Annotated in this window: 14 protein-coding genes; 11 read left to right on the top strand and 3 right to left on the bottom strand. The window is 36.8% G+C overall.

Translation table 11 applies throughout. The annotated features are described in order from the left end of the window. Window positions 1-402 precede the first annotated feature (402 nt). The 11 genes from BMW64_RS19675 (at window position 403) to gldG (ending at window position 16,078) form a co-directional block, all read left to right on the top strand. Window positions 403-2,892, top strand: coding sequence for a beta-mannosidase (locus tag BMW64_RS19675; protein ID WP_090002294.1), 2,490 nt, complete (start codon window positions 403-405; stop codon window positions 2,890-2,892). A 22-nt stretch (window positions 2,893-2,914) separates the two neighbouring features. After that, a complete protein-coding gene (locus tag BMW64_RS19670) occupies window positions 2,915-3,823 on the top strand; it encodes an AEC family transporter (protein WP_090002292.1) in 909 nt (302 codons plus the stop codon). Window positions 3,824-4,269: 446 nt separating this feature from the next. Beyond that, window positions 4,270-6,717 carry a replication restart helicase PriA gene (gene priA, locus BMW64_RS19665; RefSeq protein ID WP_090002290.1) on the top strand — a complete coding sequence of 816 codons (2,448 nt, stop codon included), beginning with the start codon at window positions 4,270-4,272 and terminating at the stop codon, window positions 6,715-6,717. Window positions 6,718-6,876: 159 nt separating this feature from the next. Next, the gene (dacB, locus tag BMW64_RS19660; protein WP_090002288.1) at window positions 6,877-8,349 is read left to right on the top strand and encodes a D-alanyl-D-alanine carboxypeptidase/D-alanyl-D-alanine endopeptidase; all 1,473 of its coding nucleotides are present in this window, start codon (window positions 6,877-6,879) and stop codon (window positions 8,347-8,349) included. Between the two features lie 85 nt (window positions 8,350-8,434). Continuing rightward, a complete protein-coding gene (locus BMW64_RS19655) occupies window positions 8,435-10,354 on the top strand; it encodes a M1 family metallopeptidase (protein ID WP_090002286.1) in 1,920 nt (639 codons plus the stop codon). An 87-nt stretch (window positions 10,355-10,441) separates the two neighbouring features. Next, on the top strand, window positions 10,442-11,638 hold the full coding sequence (kbl, locus tag BMW64_RS19650; protein ID WP_090002284.1) for a glycine C-acetyltransferase: 1,197 nt from the start codon (window positions 10,442-10,444) through the stop codon (window positions 11,636-11,638). A 66-nt stretch (window positions 11,639-11,704) separates the two neighbouring features. Beyond that, complete coding sequence (locus tag BMW64_RS19645; RefSeq protein ID WP_090002282.1) at window positions 11,705-12,139, top strand: toxin-antitoxin system YwqK family antitoxin; 435 nt, start codon at window positions 11,705-11,707, stop codon at window positions 12,137-12,139. Window positions 12,140-12,213: 74 nt separating this feature from the next. After that, a complete protein-coding gene (locus tag BMW64_RS19640) occupies window positions 12,214-12,924 on the top strand; it encodes a hypothetical protein (RefSeq protein WP_143052742.1) in 711 nt (236 codons plus the stop codon). Between the two features lie 117 nt (window positions 12,925-13,041). Then, window positions 13,042-13,590, top strand: coding sequence for a CopD family protein (locus BMW64_RS19635; RefSeq protein ID WP_090002278.1), 549 nt, complete (start codon window positions 13,042-13,044; stop codon window positions 13,588-13,590). An 84-nt stretch (window positions 13,591-13,674) separates the two neighbouring features. After that, a complete protein-coding gene (locus BMW64_RS19630) occupies window positions 13,675-14,403 on the top strand; it encodes an ABC transporter permease (RefSeq protein ID WP_090002276.1) in 729 nt (242 codons plus the stop codon). 4 nt (window positions 14,404-14,407) lie between these two features. Beyond that, window positions 14,408-16,078: a gliding motility-associated ABC transporter substrate-binding protein GldG gene (gene gldG / locus BMW64_RS19625; protein ID WP_090002274.1), complete on the top strand. Its 1,671-nt coding sequence runs from the start codon at window positions 14,408-14,410 to the stop codon at window positions 16,076-16,078. Window positions 16,079-16,124: 46 nt separating this feature from the next. On the opposite strand, the gene BMW64_RS19620 is transcribed toward gldG, so the two are convergent. From BMW64_RS19620 to BMW64_RS19610, 3 genes are all read right to left on the bottom strand, one after another. Continuing rightward, a complete protein-coding gene (locus BMW64_RS19620; RefSeq protein ID WP_090002272.1) occupies window positions 16,125-16,442 on the bottom strand; it encodes a type II toxin-antitoxin system RelE/ParE family toxin in 318 nt (105 codons plus the stop codon). Further along, window positions 16,433-16,669 (bottom strand): hypothetical protein, encoded by a 237-nt coding sequence (locus tag BMW64_RS19615; RefSeq protein WP_090002270.1) that lies wholly within the window; start codon window positions 16,667-16,669, stop codon window positions 16,433-16,435. The genes BMW64_RS19620 and BMW64_RS19615 overlap by 10 nt, the downstream gene beginning before the upstream one ends. A 66-nt stretch (window positions 16,670-16,735) precedes the next feature. Beyond that, window positions 16,736-17,650 carry a helix-turn-helix domain-containing protein gene (locus tag BMW64_RS19610; protein WP_090002268.1) on the bottom strand — a complete coding sequence of 305 codons (915 nt, stop codon included), beginning with the start codon at window positions 17,648-17,650 and terminating at the stop codon, window positions 16,736-16,738. Window positions 17,651-17,748 lie beyond the last annotated feature (98 nt).

Genomic DNA, 17,748 nt, shown 5'->3' with positions numbered 1-17,748 from the left:
TCCAGGCATTACTACACTCTGGATAGGTCTCAAACGCTTTAAAGATATTATGCAAGCGTACAATACTTTTAAAGATGTGTCCACACGATAGTCCCCCGGAGGGGTGGCAAAAATTCAAAATGAATTTTTGACGGGGTGGTTTAAAAAGAGGGTTTGAAGGTTTAGTTTCCATATCATTTAACTCTTATACTCTAAAACCCTATCATTCAAAGTTGGCTGAAGTTGTCGAAATCAACTTTTCTCTTGAAAGTTTAGACATGAAATAAAGAGTAGTGACAAGCAGAAGATAATCATTAATTTTATACTTTTAATTGATGCAGCGTGAGTTCGGCTTTATGAATAAGTCTGTTTGAGCAGGTTTGATGTATTTAAAGAAACTCCCCGATTGATAAACCCATTATAATGAACAAAATTCTACTTTTTTCCTTCCTATGTATTCAGCTTTTCATAAACGCACAATTTTCTGAGCGAAATTTATCTTCTGAAAAATGGCAATTTAAAAATGCAAAAGAAACAAAATGGATGTCTGCTACAGTGCCGGGAACTGTTCATTTGGATTTAATGAAAAACAACGTGATTCCCGATCCGTATAAAGATGAAAACGAGAAAAAAGTACAGTGGAAAGAAAATGAAGACTGGGATTATCAGACAAAATTTACACTGTCATCAACAGAACTGCAGAACGAAAATATTGATCTTGTATTTCTGGGTTTAGATACATTTTCAGAAATTTATTTAAATGGAAAGCTGTTGAAAAAGACAGATAATATATTCCGAAAGTGGGAGATTCCAGTTAAGCAATATGTAAAAACAGGTGAAAATCTTCTGCAAATTAAATTCAAATCTTCTATAAATGTAGGAAAAGAATTAGCACAAAAAGTTTCTTTTACCGTACCGGAATCACCAAGAAGTTTTGTGAGAAAAGCGCAATATCAGTTCGGTTGGGACTGGGGACCGCGGTTAGTAACAGCAGGAATCTGGAAAGATGTAAAACTGGAATATTGGAACCAGGCGAAACTTGAAAATATTAAAATTGAACAGAAAAAACTAACGTCAACAAGAGCAGATTTAAATATTTATGCGGAAATTTTTGTTGATGAAGAAGGTAAATATAAAGTTGCAGTCAATGGTAAATCTCAGGAATTTATTTTAAGAAAAGGATTAAATACTTTATCAATTCCTTATCAGATCGACAATCCGAAACTTTGGCAGCCGAATGGATGGGGAAAACAAAATTTATATGATGTTAAAATTTCTTTACAAAAAAATTCAAAAATCATCGATGAAAAGTCAGAACGAATCGGATTGAGAACGGTTGAATTGATTCAGGAAAAAGATGCAAAAGGAAAGTCTTTTTATTTCAAGGTAAATGGAAAACCAATGTACGCCAAAGGAACGAACTGGATTCCCGGGGACAGTTTTTCACCGAGAATGACAAGAGAAAAGTATCAAAAGCTCATTAAAGACTGTAAAGATGCCAACATGAATATGATCCGCGTTTGGGGCGGCGGAATTTATGAAGATGATGAATTCTACAAAGCCTGCGATGTAAATGGAATTCTGGTTTGGCAGGATTTTATGTTTGCAGGAAGCTTTTATCCGGCTGATGAAAATTTTCAGAAAAATGTTGAACTGGAAGTTAAAGATCAGGTGGAAAGACTCCAGAATCATGCGTCATTAGCTTTATGGTGCGGAAATAATGAAGTCGATGAAGCGATTGTCAACTGGGGATATCAAAAGCAATTTAAATATTCAAAAGAAGATTCGTTGCAGGTTTGGAAGGATTATAAGAAAATTTTTCATGAAGTCATTCCGAATGCCATTAAAAAATATGCTGTAAATGATAAAAATATTTACTGGCCAAGTTCACCATCCATCGGCTGGGGACATAAGGAAAGTTTAACCGAGGGAGATTCCCATTACTGGGGCGTTTGGTGGGGCGAACAGCCGTTTGAAATATATAACGAAAAAGTTCCGCGCTTTGCATCTGAATATGGTTTTCAGGGAATGCCAACCTTAGAAACTACAAAGTCGATGTTTTCAGGAAAACCGGATTTGAGTTTACAAAACGGAACTATCAAAGCACACGAAAAACATTCCAGAGGCTGGGAAATCATCGACAATTATATGAAACGGGATTATGTAATCCCGGCAGATTTTGTGAAATACAATTATGTTTCCCAACTCCTTCAGGCACGTGGAATGCAGATTGCGATTGAAGCTCACCGTCGTGCAAAACCTTACAATATGGGAACTCTGTATTGGCAGTTGAATGATTGCTGGCCGGTCGTTTCATGGTCGTCGATTGATTACCTGGGAAATTGGAAAGCGTTGCATTATCAGACAAAAAGAAGCTTTGAAAATCAGATAATTTTGCCGGAAGAGAAAGATGAGGTTTTAAATTTTTATGTCATTAATGACGAGCTGAAAACATTCGAGAACGTATCGTTAGATTTTGATATTCTAAAACTTAATGGTGAGAAAAAAGGTTCAGGAGGAACGGCAGAAATCAAAACCTTGGAATCCAATGGAATATTAAATTTTGATTCTTTTTCACTGGAAGAAATCATAGGAGATGAAGACAGGAATGAACTTTTTTTACATTTAATGTTGAGAGACGAAAAAGATAACATTCTTACGGAAAGCAATTATTTCTTTTCAAAACCGAAAGATTTAAAGCTTCCAAAACCAAATATTCAGATCAGGGAAATCTCTGCTACAGAAATTGAAGTTTCTACGGATGTGTTGGCGAAAGATGTTTATTTAATTGGCGACACCCATTTCAGTGACAATTTTTTCGATTTACTTCCCGGAACTTCAAAGAGAATTAAACTATCAAAACCACTGGAAAAAATTGAGATAATAAGTCTTTGGGATACAATGAATCCGTAAATTTGCACCATAATTTCGAAGTATGATAAATTTTGTTCTGATTGCGGTTTGTATTGTAGCGGGAATGGTTCTAAAAGCAACAAAATCTATCCATCCGGATGCCCATAAAGGAATCAATACCTGGATTCTGTATCTGGCACTTCCCGCGGTATCTTTCAAGTATCTTCCCTACATACACTGGACGGTCGAAATGCTTTTTCCGATCGTAGCGACTTTTATGATATCAGTTTTTGGGTTTTTATTTATCATGTTTTATAGTAAGGCAAAAGGTTATTCCAGAAGGTCAAGGAGTACGATGGAACTGATAAGCAGTTACAGCAATACTTCATTTATCGGTTTTCCGCTGGTTTCTGCTTTTTATGGGGAACGTTTATTGAGCATTGCCGTGATCTGCGATCAGACCATGTTTTTTGCTCTGTCAACATTAGGAATTATTGCAGCTGTAAAAGGCGGAAGCACGTCAGGAAAAGTAAGTGCAAAATTTATCCTGAAAAGACTGATCACTTTTCCTCCGCTCATAGGCTGCATTTCGGCTTTAGTGTTATCTCAGTTTATTGATTTCACTTGGGCAGAACCGGTTTTTGACAAACTTGCGGCTACCGTAAGTCCGTTGGCCTTGTTTTCAGTGGGATTACAATTGAAATTCAATGGGTGGAAAAAGCTGATTCCCCAAATGTCTGTTTCAATGCTGTACAAACTCATTCTGGCACCGGCCATTACGCTTGTTTTTGCACTTTTAATTGGCATAAAAGGAGATATTGCCAGAATCACCATTTTTGAAGCTGCCATGCCTACCGTTCTTACCTCCAGCATTATCGCCGAACAGTTCAGATTAAATACAAAACTCACCAACCTCACGATCGGTTTTAGTATCATTGTGGGACTTTTCACTTCTGCAATCTGGTACGAAATTATTGAATATTTTTTCTGATCGACTCATAAAAACTCTAAAGCTCTGATACTCTTAAACTCGTAAAACACTCCAGCCTGATCAGGAGCTTTTTCCGGCTTTCCACTATATCTTTTGGGTTACGGGCTCCGCTCCGCTCCGCCCGCAACCCAAAAGGATGTCGTTTCAATCCGGGCTAGGATAGTTGTCATTTGTATTTATTTTCGTATCAAGATCAGATATTGGTTTAATTAGTACAGAGAGATTTAATTTTAATCAGATTTAATACTCATTTGCTGAACATAAACTGAAGGTTTACGAACGAAGTTCAGCCTTTGCGAACGAAAAATATCCAGTAAAAAATAACAAAATCTTTGCGTTTCTCTGCGTTAAAAACTTTGCTTAATCACATCATTCATCACAATGACCTGATAAAAAAATTGCAGTTCACAAAAGAAAAAATTAATTTTACATTTTAAATATTTCCCTTGAATTACGCCCAAATTGTTTTACCATTAAATTTAAAAGGATCTTTTACATATAAAGTTCCTGAAGATCTCATTCCTCAGATCGAAGTTGGAATGCGGGTGCTGGTTCCGTTTGGAGGAAAGAAAATTTATACGGGAATTGTTTTCGAGCTTCATGACCTGGCTCCTGAAAATTTTGTGGCAAAAGAAGTCATCAGTATTCTGGATGATAAGCCGATCGTTCCGGAAGGACAGATCAGATTCTGGAACTGGCTTTCAGAATATTATTTGTGCGGGCTTGGAGAGATTTACCGTTTTGCGTTTCCGTCTTCCTTAAAGCTGGAAAGTGAAACTTATCTAAAGCTGAAACCCAATATTACGGTTGATTTTGAAATTCTTGACGTCAATGAAATGTATCTTATCCAGGCGCTGGAAGTGCGACAGCTGATCAATTTAACAGATATTGAAGCTTTCATCCCGAAAAAAGATATCATCAAAACGATAAATTCACTGATTGATCTTCAATACATCGAGATTGATGAAAAAATTGCAGAAAAATATAAGGCAAAAGAAGTAGCCTACGTTAAAATTAATGATGAGGTTTTGAAGAATCAGCATTTAACTGAAATTCTTCTACAACTAAGCAGAGCTAAAAAACAGAAAGAACTCTTCCTTCATATTCTTGAATTACAAACCGAAAATCCAGATGTTCTTATAAAAAAATCAGAACTTTTTGAAGATGGTTATTTTGGAAGTTCTCATTTTAAAGCCTTGGCGGATAAGAATCTTGTTGAAGAATATTATGTTCAAAAAGACCGGCTTGAAAGCTATGAAGGGGAAATTGAAGAAATCGAAGAACTTTCCGAAGCCCAGAAAGCGGCAAAACAGGAGATCGATGAAGCCTTTGAAGAAGGGAGAAATGTACTGCTTCACGGTGTGACTTCTTCAGGTAAGACTCACCTTTATTTAGATAAAATAGAAGAATGCATTAACGAAGGAAAAAATGTATTGTTTTTGCTTCCTGAAATTTCTCTGACAAAGCAGATTACCCAACGATTAGAAAAGAAATACGGACGGAAACTTGGTTTTTATCATCAGAAACTGACTGATTTTGAAAGGGTTGAGGTTTGGAGAAGAATTAGACAAAACGATATCAGTATCCTTGTTGGAACCAGAAACGCTTTATTTTTACCGTTTCAGAATCTGGGACTGATTGTGGTGGATGAAGAACACGATTCAGCGTACAGGCCGCGTGAAGTTTCACCTTATTTTAATGCTAAAGATGCGGCTTTGGTGTTGGGAAATTTCTATGGTGCGAACGTCATTCTAGGCTCTGCAACTCCTTCCGTTGAAAGCTACTACAATGCGAGGAAAGATAAAATGGCTTATGTTTTTCTTGAAGAACGCTTCGGGAATGTCAATCTTCCTGAATATGAACTGATCAATTTTAAGGAAGCCCAGGATTCCAAGAAAGTTTCCGGGAATTTTTCTTTACAGGTAATTGATGAAATTAAGAAAGTTTTAGAAGAGAAAAATCAGGTAATTGTCCTTCACAACCGCCGTGGTTATGCCAATGTAGTGGAATGTGAAACCTGCGGATATGTGAATTATTGCTCCAATTGTGATGTCGTGATGACGTATCATAAAGCTGCTAATGAAATGAAATGCCATTATTGCGGCCAGAGAGCTTCCAAACCGAAAACCTGCCCGAAATGTTATTCGGAAAATCTGAATGAGCGTGGCGTAGGTGTAGAACAGATCCATGAAGAGGTTTCAAAATTATTTCCGGATCATGAAGTCGACCGGATGGATGTCGATTCGATGAGGAAGAAATTTGCGTACGAAAGACTGTATGAAAAAATAGAAGACCGTGAAACGGATATTATTGTCGGAACCCAGATGATTTCCAAGGGCCTGGATTTTAATCATATTGAGCTGGTAGCCATTCCCAAGGCAGATTCTTTATTGTATGTTCAGGATTTCAGGGCGGAGGAGCGTGCTTATCAACTCATTACACAGGTTTCCGGTAGAGCAGGAAGAGTCTCGGGGAAAGGAAAAATTGTTATTCAGACCTTTAATCCTGATCATTCTGTTTTTCAATTAATTAAAATAAATAATCCGGCAAAAATTTATAAATATATTTTAACGGAACGTCAGAAATTTCACTATCCTCCGTTTACAAAGCTTATTATGATTGAGCTGAAGCATAGAAAAGAGGATAAAGCGAACAGAGCTTCGCAGTTTTTGGGTTCTATCCTGAGAAAATATCTTCCTGAAGACTGCGTTTTGGGTCCTGAAAAAGCACAGATCGCAAGGCTTAACAATTTGTATCAGTTTCAGATCATGCTTAAGCTTCCACGTGGAAAAAAGTATGATGAGTATAAAAAACTGGTTTTAACAAGTTTGAAAGAATTTGATGAAATTACTGCATACCAAAGCATTAAAAAAGAAGTTTTTGTTGATTTTTAACATATTTTAACAAATTTTATAGGGTTTTATAAGAGGGCACGGCACCTACTTTTAGCAATATTTTCTACATTTGGTCGTTGATTATATGTTTGGAGTTTCATTTTCAATTTAACCAATTGACTGGCAAGTGATCCAAACTATAGCAAAATGAAAAAATAGATGGTAAATTTCAGAAAGTATATTTCAGGTGTTGCGGTGCTGGCCTCAGGATTTTTTCTTGCCCAGTCTACCGTTTCTACAGTTCTATATTCTCAGGCTTACGACAATCAGAGCAGCAGCTTAAACTTACCTTCTCCCATTACTTCAATGGTAGAAAAAACAGTTTTGTCAGCCAAAGAACTTGTAGACATTAATGTAAACACAATGATGACCGATCCGGTGCTGAAAAATGCAACCTGGGGATTCGTAGTGTACGACCCGAAAACGAAGAAAGTAATCTCTTCGTATAATGAAAATACTCCTTTAGTTCCTGCTTCCACAACAAAATTATTAACCACAGAAACGGCAATGAACATGCTGGGTGAAAATTACCGTTGGAATACGCAGCTGGAATACTCAGGAAGTATTGATGAAAATGGAGTTCTGAACGGAAATCTCTATATCGTAGGAAGTGGCGACCCATCTTTAGGGACCAATAAAGGAGGCGCTTGGGCATACAGAGATATTGTTTCAGATTTTAAAGAAGGTCTTTCTCGTGAAGGAATTAAAAAGGTAAATGGTGATATTATCATCCAGACAGCGCTTTTCAAAGGCAATATTTCGAAGCTTCCGGAAAATGTTGTTTGGCTGGAAAACAATAATTACTATCTTCCTGTTGGTACAACGCGCGAGATCAACCCTGCAAACGAAAAGCTGATCGTTAAAAAATCAACCAATTTCTCTACAGAAAAGAAATTTTTCTACGTTTCTCCTTACAACCATCAGATGGTATATGCTGATAAATACGATGGAGATGCTATTTTAACTACAAAGTTACCCGACGCTCCGGCTTATCTTGCCAATACCTTTAGAACAACTTTGGTGAAAAGCGGAATTGCCGTTACCGGAAAAGTGACCCCTAAAATGACAGATGCTAATCCTGAAAGCAGAAAGTTGATTTCAACCTATAAATCTCCTACTTTAAGCGATATTATTTATTATACCAATCAACACAGTGACAATGGTCTGGCTGAAGCACTTTTAAAAACAGTAGGATTTCAGAGTTTAGGCGATCAGACAACTGAATCTGGGCGAAAAGTCGTAACAGAACACCTTAAGAATGAAGGTTTTGATATGATCGGGCTAAATTATATCGACGGAAGCGGACTTTCAAGAAGTAATAATGTAACGCCGATTGCTCAGGCTAAATTTTTAACATCATTAATGGATGAAAAGTATTATAAGACCTATCTGAATTCTTTACCGGTTGGAGGTCAGTCTGGAACCCTGAAAAGAATGTTCAACGGTCTTGGAAACGGACAGGTTTTTGCTAAAACAGGAACTTTAAACAAGGTTAAAACTTTAGCCGGATACATGAAAACAAATACGGGAAAAACACTGGTTTTCTCTTTAATGGTCAACAATTACGCAGGATCGGTAGATATGGTTAAGAAGAGAATGGAGAAAATTCTTGAACCTGCATTAGATTTATAGAATTATTAAAATTTAATTAAGATAGAAACCTTTTGATCAATGATTGAAAGGTTTTTTTATATCTTTGATACAATTTCTGTAACATATGAAAAAAAATTATTTTTTGTTATTGAGCTTGTTTGCTGCACATCATGCGTATGCTCAAAACAATATTGAAAGAAAAGGTTTGATCGCAAAAGAAATGAAGTCTTTTGCTAATAAAATGGCCGTCGGAAATACCAACCCGAACACGCTTAACTACGATCTGCAATATCAGAGGATGGATGTTTCCATAGATCCTGCTGTTTACAATATTTCCGGATCTGTAACTTCACATTTTAAGCCTACTCAGAGCATGAACAGCATCTATTTCGATTTGGATGATGAGATGACGGTTTCGCAGGTCGTTTATCATGGTAATAATCTTAATTTTCAGCAGCTGAGTACCAAAGAAGTTAAGATTGATTTTGCATCTGCTATTCCTGCTAATGTCTTAGATTCTCTTACCATCAATTATTCAGGGCAGCCTACTTCAGCAAATAATGCATTTTTTAATGGAACCCAAAGCGGAACAGCTGTTTTATCAACGTTGAGCGAACCTTATGGAGCGCAGGACTGGTTTCCGACCAAGCAAAGTTTAAATGATAAAATTGAAAAATTTGATATAAAAGTTACGACACCATCTCAGTATAATGTGGCTTCTAACGGAAAGCTAATGTCTGAAACAATGCTTGGTAACGGACAGAAACGTACATTCTGGAGAACACAATATCCCACGGCTGCATATCTCATTGCTCTTTCAGTAACCAATTTTGTAAAGCTGAACGATACCATGGGAAATCCACCTTTTCCTTTTGTGAATTATGTCTTTCCTTCAACCGCTTCGAATACAACCAGTATGAGTAATATCAACTGGACAAAAACAGTGATGGATACCTTCGAAACTTATTTTGGACCTTATCCTTTCCGGAATGAAAAATACGGTCATATGGAATTTCAGGCCGGTGGTGGAATGGAGCACCAGACGATGTCATCATTGGGTTCCTGGGGTAGGGGACTAATCGCACACGAACTTGCTCATCAGTGGTTTGGTGATAAAGTAACCTGCGGTGCATGGAATGATATCTGGCTCAATGAAGGTTTTGCTACTTTCGGAGAACATGTTGCCAATGAAAAACTTTTAATGACGAATAGTGAGTTCAGAAATTATCTTTTAGGGCAGAAAGATTTCATTACCAGTTCACCAGGCGGAAGTGTATATGTAGATGATGCCAACTTAGAAAATGTCGGGATCATATTTAGTGGAAGACTTTCTTACTCAAAAGGAGCATATGTATTGCGAATGCTGAAGTGGATTTTAGGAGATACCGCTTTTTATCAGGCTATTAAAGAATATCACTCAAGGCCTGCGCTGGCATATAATTATGTGAGAACCCAGGATTTTAATGCTTCTTTATTGACTTCTACAGGACAGGATTTTACAGGGTTTTTCAACGACTGGATTTATGGACAGGGATATCCGACCTATAATATTCGCTGGAAACAGACCGGAAATACATTGACTTTTAAAGCTTCTCAGACTCAAAGCAGTCCAACGGTAAGTTTTTTTGAATTGCCTTTACCGATAAAAGTAAACGGAACTGCAGGTCAGGTTGCTTATTTTGCATTAAATAATACTTCGAACAATCAGTATTTTACCCAAACCGTAAGTTTTCCGGTAGCAAGTGTTGAGTTTAATTACGATTATCAGATCGTTGAAAAAAGTTCTACAGTTACTCAGGATAATACATTGGGAACGACTGATTTTAATAAAGAAGAATTTGCTTTGTACCCGAATCCTGCCAAAAATGAAATCAATATCAAAGGATTAGATAAGCCGACAGATTTCACAATTTATTTTACAGATGGAAAGTTGGTGAGAAAAGGAATTTATCAGCCTGAGAAACCTATTAATATTTCCGAACTTGTTCCCGGAGCATATATTTTTAAAATTAATGATAAAAATGTGAAGTTTTTAAAAAAATAAAAATAGTACGTTTTAAATAAGAAAGCCGTTTCATCATTGCGAAACGGCTTTTTTTATTAAATTAGCGAATCTTAAAAATAATTAGAAATGATCTCTAAAAAGTATCTTGAAAATCTACAGAACGAACTGCAAAATATTGAAAACGACGGCCTTTACAAAAGAGAAAGAATTATTACTTCTCAGCAAAGCGCAGAAATAGAAGCAAATGGAAAAAAGTTGCTGAACTTCTGTGCCAACAATTATCTGGGATTATCTAACAATCCGGAAGTGATGAAAGCTTCTCAGGATATGATAGAATCCCACGGATACGGTATGTCTTCAGTTCGTTTTATTTGCGGAACTCAGGATATTCACAAGCAATTGGAACAGAAAATTGCTGACTTTTTAGGTCTTGAAGATACAATCTTGTATGCTGCCTGTTTCGATGCCAATGGTGGTGTTTTCGAACCGTTATTTACGGAAGAGGACGCCATTATCTCTGATGAACTGAACCATGCTTCAATCATCGACGGAGTACGTCTTTGTAAGGCAGCAAGATACCGCTATAAAAATAACAATATGGAAGATCTGGAAGCGCAGTTAATTGCAGCTTCTGAAAAAAATCACCGTTTCAAAATCATTGTAACGGATGGTGTATTCTCTATGGACGGAATTGTTGCAGACCTGAAAGGTGTTTGCGATCTGGCGGATAAATATGATGCGCTGGTAATGGTTGACGATTCTCACGCAACCGGTTTCATCGGAAAAACGGGCCGGGGAACGCATGAAGCCAATGAAGTGATGGGCAGAGTTGATATTATTACTTCTACGCTTGGAAAGGCGTTGGGTGGTGCTTTAGGAGGATTTACTTCCGGGAAAAAAGAGATCATCGATATGTTGAGACAGCGTTCAAGACCTTATTTATTTTCAAATTCTTTGGCACCTGGAATTGTTGGGGCAGCTTTGAAAGTTTTGGATATGATCTCTGAAGATACTTCTCTTCGAGATAAAGTCATGGAAAATGCAGAATATTTCAGAACGGAAATGAAAGCTAAAGGTTTTGATATTCCTGATGGTGATGCTGCGATTGTTCCGGTAATGCTTTATGATGCGCCTTTAGCTCAGAAAATGGCAGAAAAATTAATGGATGAAGGAATATACGTGATCGGTTTCTTTTATCCGGTTGTACCGAAAGGAAAAGCAAGAATCAGAGTACAGCTTTCTGCAGCGCATACAAGAGAACATTTAGATAAAGCCATTGCAGCATTTGAAAAAGTAGGAAAAGAATTAAATGTAATTTCTTAAAAACAAGCTCTACATTTGTAGAATTTAAAACAGGATTTCTTATCTTTACAGAAATTCTGTTTTTTTATGCAAAAATTATCCTTTTTACTGATCTTTTTAGTGTTGGTTTCCTGCAAAACAAAGATCAATCAGTATGTTAAAGATGAAAAGAAAGTGAGCAAGAGAGACGGCAAATGGAAAGAAGAATATTCCGCTGATGAAGGAATATTGCACGCTACCGGAAAATATAGAATGGGAGAAAAAGTGGGCGTATGGAAAATGAATTTAAATGGTCGAAAATATCAGAAAGATGTTATCCGAAAAGGAATTACGAGAACCAAAAGATATTTTCCGAATGGAAAAATTATGGAAAAAGGCCAGTCTAAAATAGATATTTCTGAAAATGAACGTCATTGGTTTTATTACGGACCGTGGGAATATTATAATGATACGGGAAAACTTCTTTATATAAAGATTTATAATCAGGGACAGAAAACGGACAGTATTTCCAAGGACCATTAAATTTGATTACGAAAAAATATTCTTGCGATATGGTTAAATGATTATTTTAGCAATCTAAAACTGTTAAAATATTCATGAAACTACAAATTTTACTTTGTACCACATTGGTTTTGGCCATACGGATTACTGCCCAGGAACAACCGAAAAACGAACAGCAACAGGATCACCTGCAATCGTCACCATCATACGGACAAAAGCAGGAAAGGGATCACTCAATCATTACCATAAGTGGTTTAGCTCCGCTGCGTGATCAACGGTGGAACATCGGATACCTGCATAAGCTGAACAAAAGATGGTGGATCGGGGCAGAAGTAGCCTACGGACAGAAAGGCATGACTCCCTACAATCTCGGATTTGAAGGAGATTTCAAAGTCTTTGAAGTAAAGCCCGAGCTGTATTATAGCCTGAATCCCAAATCCAGGCTAAAACATTTTATTTCTGCGGAATTTTCTTACCTGAATCATAGTTCACAAAGAGTGAATGACGGATATTATGACACTACCGGACAATATTATAATTATACATCAGCTGATTTTAAGCGAATCAGGAAAGGATTAAGCATCAACTATAGCATCTTATTAGGCCGTCGTTCGTCTTGGTTTGGTTTTATGCCTAAAGTAGGATTGGGAATTGCACACAGAAACATTTCATATCAACATGTTGAAGGAAAAACACTTTCTTATGAGCCGATCGATGTATTACCTTTTCTGCCGGATATGGATAGAGAACAGAGCGGGTTGCGGTTTTTAGTGAATGCAGATGTAAAGTTTATTTTTAAATTTTAGAAGCCCGAAACTTCTTCATTTTTAGTATCCCTTTAATTATCTTATTTCATCGTCATTTTTTTATAATAAACCTTCTTTTTTTGTGAAATAACTTATCTTTGCAAACAAATTTTTCAAATGCTTTACACCATAATAAAAGCGCTTCATATTATCTTCATGGTAAGTTATTTTGCAGGGATTTTTTATCTGGTAAGAATTTTTGTGTACTATAAAGATACCGACGAATTTCCCGAGGATAAAAAGAAAATATTAAGGGAGCAATATACTTTCATGGCAAGAAGACTTTGGAATATCATTACCGTTCCTGCCGGTGTAATCATGACGATTTGCGGATTAATCATGATTTTCCTGAACATGGGATTAATGAAAACTCCTTGGTTTCATTTAAAATTAACTTTCTTGGTAGGATTAGCGATTTACCATTACTGGTGCTGGAAGAAAGTTTTAAAGTTAAAAGAATTAAACGGAAATACACTTGAAACGGCCAATATCAAATTAAGGCAGGCGAACGAAATCGCAACGTTTATCCTGTTCCTCGTGGTATTCACCGTAATTTTGAAATCCCAGGTCATTGAATACTGGTGGCAATTAATTTCCGGATTTTTCGTTCTGGTATTTCTGATTATGATGACCGTGAAATTGGTTAATAAAAAAAAGAAAAAATGAGATAATGGTGAATTGTGAATGATCAGTTGTGAATTTTTCCACACCTAATTCCTAACACCTATTATTTAAACCCTAAATAAAACTATGATTGCAATTTTAAAAAAAGAACTTTGGAGTTACTTCGGAAACTGGAGCGCATGGGTGATCATTGCGGCTTTCAGTCTGATCGCGACGCTGTTTCTGTTTTTTTTCGACAACGATTCCAATATTTTTGAGATCGGGATGGCTTCTTTACAGAGCTATTTCGTTTTGGTGCCCTGGCTGTTGATGTTCATTATTCCGGCGCTTTCTATGAAGACTTTTGCGGAAGAGCAGCAGACGGGAACGTTGAACTGGCTGTTTTCCCAACCTTTGAAAGTTTCGGATCTGGTATTTGGGAAATTCCTTTCGGTATGGATTGTCGGGATATTATGTTTAATTCCGTCATTAATTTATCTCTATACCGTCTATGTTTTAGGAGTGCCTGAAGGAAATATTGATCTGGGAATGACCTTCGGAAGTTACATCGGATTAATTATTTTAATTGCAGCATTTTCAGGGGTGGGAATTTTAGCTTCCTCGCTTTCACAAAACCAGATTATGGCTTATCTGTTGGGCGTTTTCATGTGTTTCATCATGTATTTCGGAATTGAGCAGCTGGCAAGCTATAAACTGTTGGGAGGTGCAGATTTCATCCTGCAGAATATAGGTTTTTATCAGCATTTTTTAGGCTTTACAAGAGGGCTTATCGATTTTAAAGATGTTGCCTATTTTGTTTTGATTATAGGAGTTACATTAGTTTTGTCTAATCATTTTATAAATAAAAAAAAGTAGAATTATGAAGAAGATATCAATTAAGTCTCCGTTAGGAATTTTACTTTTTATCATATTGCCTTTGGTCATCATTCTTGCCATTTCAGGAATCAGATTGGATTTAACCAAAGAAAAAAGATATACCCTTTCTGAAAATACAGTTAAAGTTTTGGAATCTGTCCATAAACCTTTAACCGTAGACGTTTATCTGGAAGGTGATTTCCCTGCAAGCTTCAAGCAGCTTCAGAGCGAAACGAAATTCATGCTCGAGGAATTCAGGAAAATAAATCCAAAGATTGATTTTAAATTCATCGACCCTATCAAAACCAAAATGTCTAAAGATACATTGATGGCGATGGGAATGCAGCCTTCCGTGCTTCCGGATATCAAAGATGGAAAAGTTTCGCAGATTTATCTGTTTCCTTACGCCGTGGTGAAGTACGATAAAAGAGGAGTTTCGATTCCTTTGGTGGTACAGCAGACAGGAATTGATGCCGATCAGCAGTTAACGAAATCAATTGAAAATTTAGAATACAATCTTGTTTCAAACATTAAAAATATTGCGGCAAGCAAAAGAAAGAAAATCGGAATTCTGGTCAATCAGGATGAATTGAATCCAAGAGAATTTGAGGGATTTATGCAGCTGGCAACCGAAAGTTATGATGCCGGACCTATTATTCCTAAAAATCAGACTGAACTTAGCCTGGCTGATGTGCCGATGCTGAAGCAGATGAGTGCTTTGGTGATCGCCAAACCAAGAAAAGCCTTCACTGACGGAGAGAAAGTGATTCTTGACCAATACATCATGAATGGCGGAAAAACATTGTGGATGATCGACGCCGTAAACGCAGAAATGGATACGCTGATGAGGTCGCAGAAAGTAATGCCTTTCCCTGTAGATATCAATATGACTGATTTTTTCTTCAATTATGGAATCAGGATCAATCCGGCTCTGGTAAAGGATGTAAAGAAATTTGCCTTGTTGAGATTAGTTACCGGAGAAGTAAGCGGAAATCCTCAGTACACCAGCCTTCCGTGGCCATATTTTCCATTAGGAATTGCTGAAAACAACAATCCGATTACCAAAAATATCAATCCGGTGAAATTTGAATTCCCAACTTCCATTGATACGTTGGGCGGAAGAAAAAATATTAAAACCAATGTCCTTTTTGAATCGAGTGATAGAACGTTGCTGAAGCAGGTTCCGAATTATGTTGATCTAAAGGAGATTTCCAGTGTCGACAGTCTTGGACAGATGGAAAAGCCAAGCACTCCGAAAATTTATGCCGTGGCTTTGGAAGGGAAATTTAATTCTGCGTATGCCTCAAGAATTGAAAGAAAATCGTACCCGAATTTTAAAACTTCAAGTCCTGAAAATAAAATGATCGTGATCGCCGACGGAGACGTAGGAAGAAACAAAGTGCTGAAAGGTGAGCCGCTTCCTTTAGGGGTAGATATGCTAACCAACGAACAGTTTGGTAACGAACAGTTCCTGAGAAACGCACTCGATTATCTTCTGGACGACAGCAATCTGATGGAGCTTAGAAACCGAAACATCGAAGAAAGACTTCTCGACCGTCAAAGAATTACCGAAGAGAAAAGCAACTGGCAATGGTTCAATTTGCTGCTGCCATTAGCCATTATCGGACTTTTAGGAGGATTGTTCTTCTGGTTGAGGAAGAAGAAGTTTGGATAAAGGATATAGAAAAAGAGAAGTTTTTTAGCTTCTCTTTTTTTGTTGTCTATTGTCTTTCTTCTATTTTAATAGGATTTTGTCTTGCGTCAAAAACATCAGTAATTTCAATTCGGTTTTTTCCTTGATTAAACCAATAAATGATTTTATAATTTTTATAAACCAAATATCTGAAGTTTTCTTTTCTGGTTAAGAGCAACTCTTCTTTTTGTCCTATTTCTTTTTGAAAATCAAGAGTATTTGCTTTATTTACAATTCCAACAATAAGCTTGTTTGCAACTTTCATGTTGGCTTTTAGTTTATAATAGTCAAAAATATTTCTAAGCTGTTTCTTTGCAAAATTTGTCCAGAATATTTTTATTGCCATTGCTTTATTTCTGAAAGTAAGTCATTAGACTCAATAATTCTGTCATTTTTAGAATCTTCTAATGATTGATCAATTCGCTTATTTAGTTCTTCAATTGAAAAAGGTCTGGTATGATCTTCCTTTTCCACTTTAGATAAGATATATTCTTCAATTTCATTAAAAAATCTCTCGTCCTGCAATTGAGCAAGATAAGTGATGAGGTTTAATTTTCTCGTTTGAATATCCATGACTGATATATTTAAATCAAAAGTACAAATTAATTATTAAAGCTTTAAATAAGATGCTTACATATCTCAATTAAACGCCCTCCTAAACTCCCCCGGCGACTGCTTCACCTTCTGCTTAAACAACTTACTGAAAGACTGCGGATGCTCAAAACCAAGCTCATAAGCAATTTCACTCACCGAAAGATTGGTTGTACTCAGACGTTCTTTTGCGAGATCGATCAGCTTATTCTGAATGTGCTGCTGCGTGTTTTGTTGCGTGTGAATGCGAAGTAGACTGCTTAGATAATTGGGTGAAATATTCAGTTGCTCGGCGATGGATTTTACGGAAGGAATCCCTTTTTCCAGCAGGTTTCCGTTATTGAAGTGCTGTGAAAGAACATCCTCAAACTTCTCCAGCAATTCGTGGCTGGATTTTTTGCGGGTGAAGAACTGCCGCTCATAAAAACGCTCAGCGTAAATCAGGAAAAGCTCGAGCTGGGCAACAATCAGTTCCTGAGTGAATTTATCCGTATTATTCTGGTACTCTTTTTCAATATTTTTAAAAAGATCAACGATAATTTTCTCTTCCTTATCCGAGAGAAAAAGCGCTTCATTGATCTGGTAGCTGAAAAATTCGTACGACTTTATTTTCTTGATCAGTGAAGTTCCCCAAAGAAAATCCGGGTGAATGAGCAACAGATACCCCGTCGGTTCCACTTCCACATCAGGTTTCATTTCAAGGCTCAGAAACTGAAGCGGCGAAACAAAGCATAAAACACCGGAATCAAAATCATATTCCTGCTGGCCATAATTGAATTTGGCATTGACATTCCGTTTCAGTCCGACCGAATAGAAATTCTGGATCCACTTGAGCTCTGTGTCATTGACAGGATACTTTACCTTGCTGTAATCAATAAGGCTGATCAAGGGATGTTCCGGGTTGGGAAGGTTACAGAACGCATGAAATTCTGAAAGTGAATTAAATCTAAATGTCTGTTTCATAACGCTAAATTATAAATTATTTTCCATCGTTGTTATATTAAACCAGTTGAAAAAAAGTTCCAATCTTCGGTTAGTATGAGCGGTGTCATCCTGAGCCT

The sequence above is a fragment of the Chryseobacterium taichungense genome (genome assembly GCF_900109935.1).
GTDB lineage: Bacteria > Bacteroidota > Bacteroidia > Flavobacteriales > Weeksellaceae > Chryseobacterium > Chryseobacterium taichungense.
The sequence above is the reverse complement of the archived record's forward strand: the minus strand, read 5'-3'. Positions and strand labels throughout refer to the sequence as shown.

Coding starts and splice junctions, on each gene's coding strand:
- BMW64_RS19675 (WP_090002294.1), top strand. CDS start 403: ATGAACAAAATTCTACTTTTTTCCTTCCTATGTATTCAGCTTTTCATA.
- BMW64_RS19670 (WP_090002292.1), top strand. CDS start 2,915: ATGATAAATTTTGTTCTGATTGCGGTTTGTATTGTAGCGGGAATGGTT.
- dacB (WP_090002288.1), top strand. CDS start 6,877: ATGGTAAATTTCAGAAAGTATATTTCAGGTGTTGCGGTGCTGGCCTCA.
- BMW64_RS19655 (WP_090002286.1), top strand. CDS start 8,435: ATGAAAAAAAATTATTTTTTGTTATTGAGCTTGTTTGCTGCACATCAT.
- kbl (WP_090002284.1), top strand. CDS start 10,442: ATGATCTCTAAAAAGTATCTTGAAAATCTACAGAACGAACTGCAAAAT.
- BMW64_RS19645 (WP_090002282.1), top strand. CDS start 11,705: ATGCAAAAATTATCCTTTTTACTGATCTTTTTAGTGTTGGTTTCCTGC.
- BMW64_RS19640 (WP_143052742.1), top strand. CDS start 12,214: ATGAAACTACAAATTTTACTTTGTACCACATTGGTTTTGGCCATACGG.
- BMW64_RS19635 (WP_090002278.1), top strand. CDS start 13,042: ATGCTTTACACCATAATAAAAGCGCTTCATATTATCTTCATGGTAAGT.
- BMW64_RS19630 (WP_090002276.1), top strand. CDS start 13,675: ATGATTGCAATTTTAAAAAAAGAACTTTGGAGTTACTTCGGAAACTGG.
- gldG (WP_090002274.1), top strand. CDS start 14,408: ATGAAGAAGATATCAATTAAGTCTCCGTTAGGAATTTTACTTTTTATC.
- BMW64_RS19620 (WP_090002272.1), bottom strand. CDS start 16,442: ATGGCAATAAAAATATTCTGGACAAATTTTGCAAAGAAACAGCTTAGA.
- BMW64_RS19615 (WP_090002270.1), bottom strand. CDS start 16,669: ATGGATATTCAAACGAGAAAATTAAACCTCATCACTTATCTTGCTCAA.
- BMW64_RS19610 (WP_090002268.1), bottom strand. CDS start 17,650: ATGAAACAGACATTTAGATTTAATTCACTTTCAGAATTTCATGCGTTC.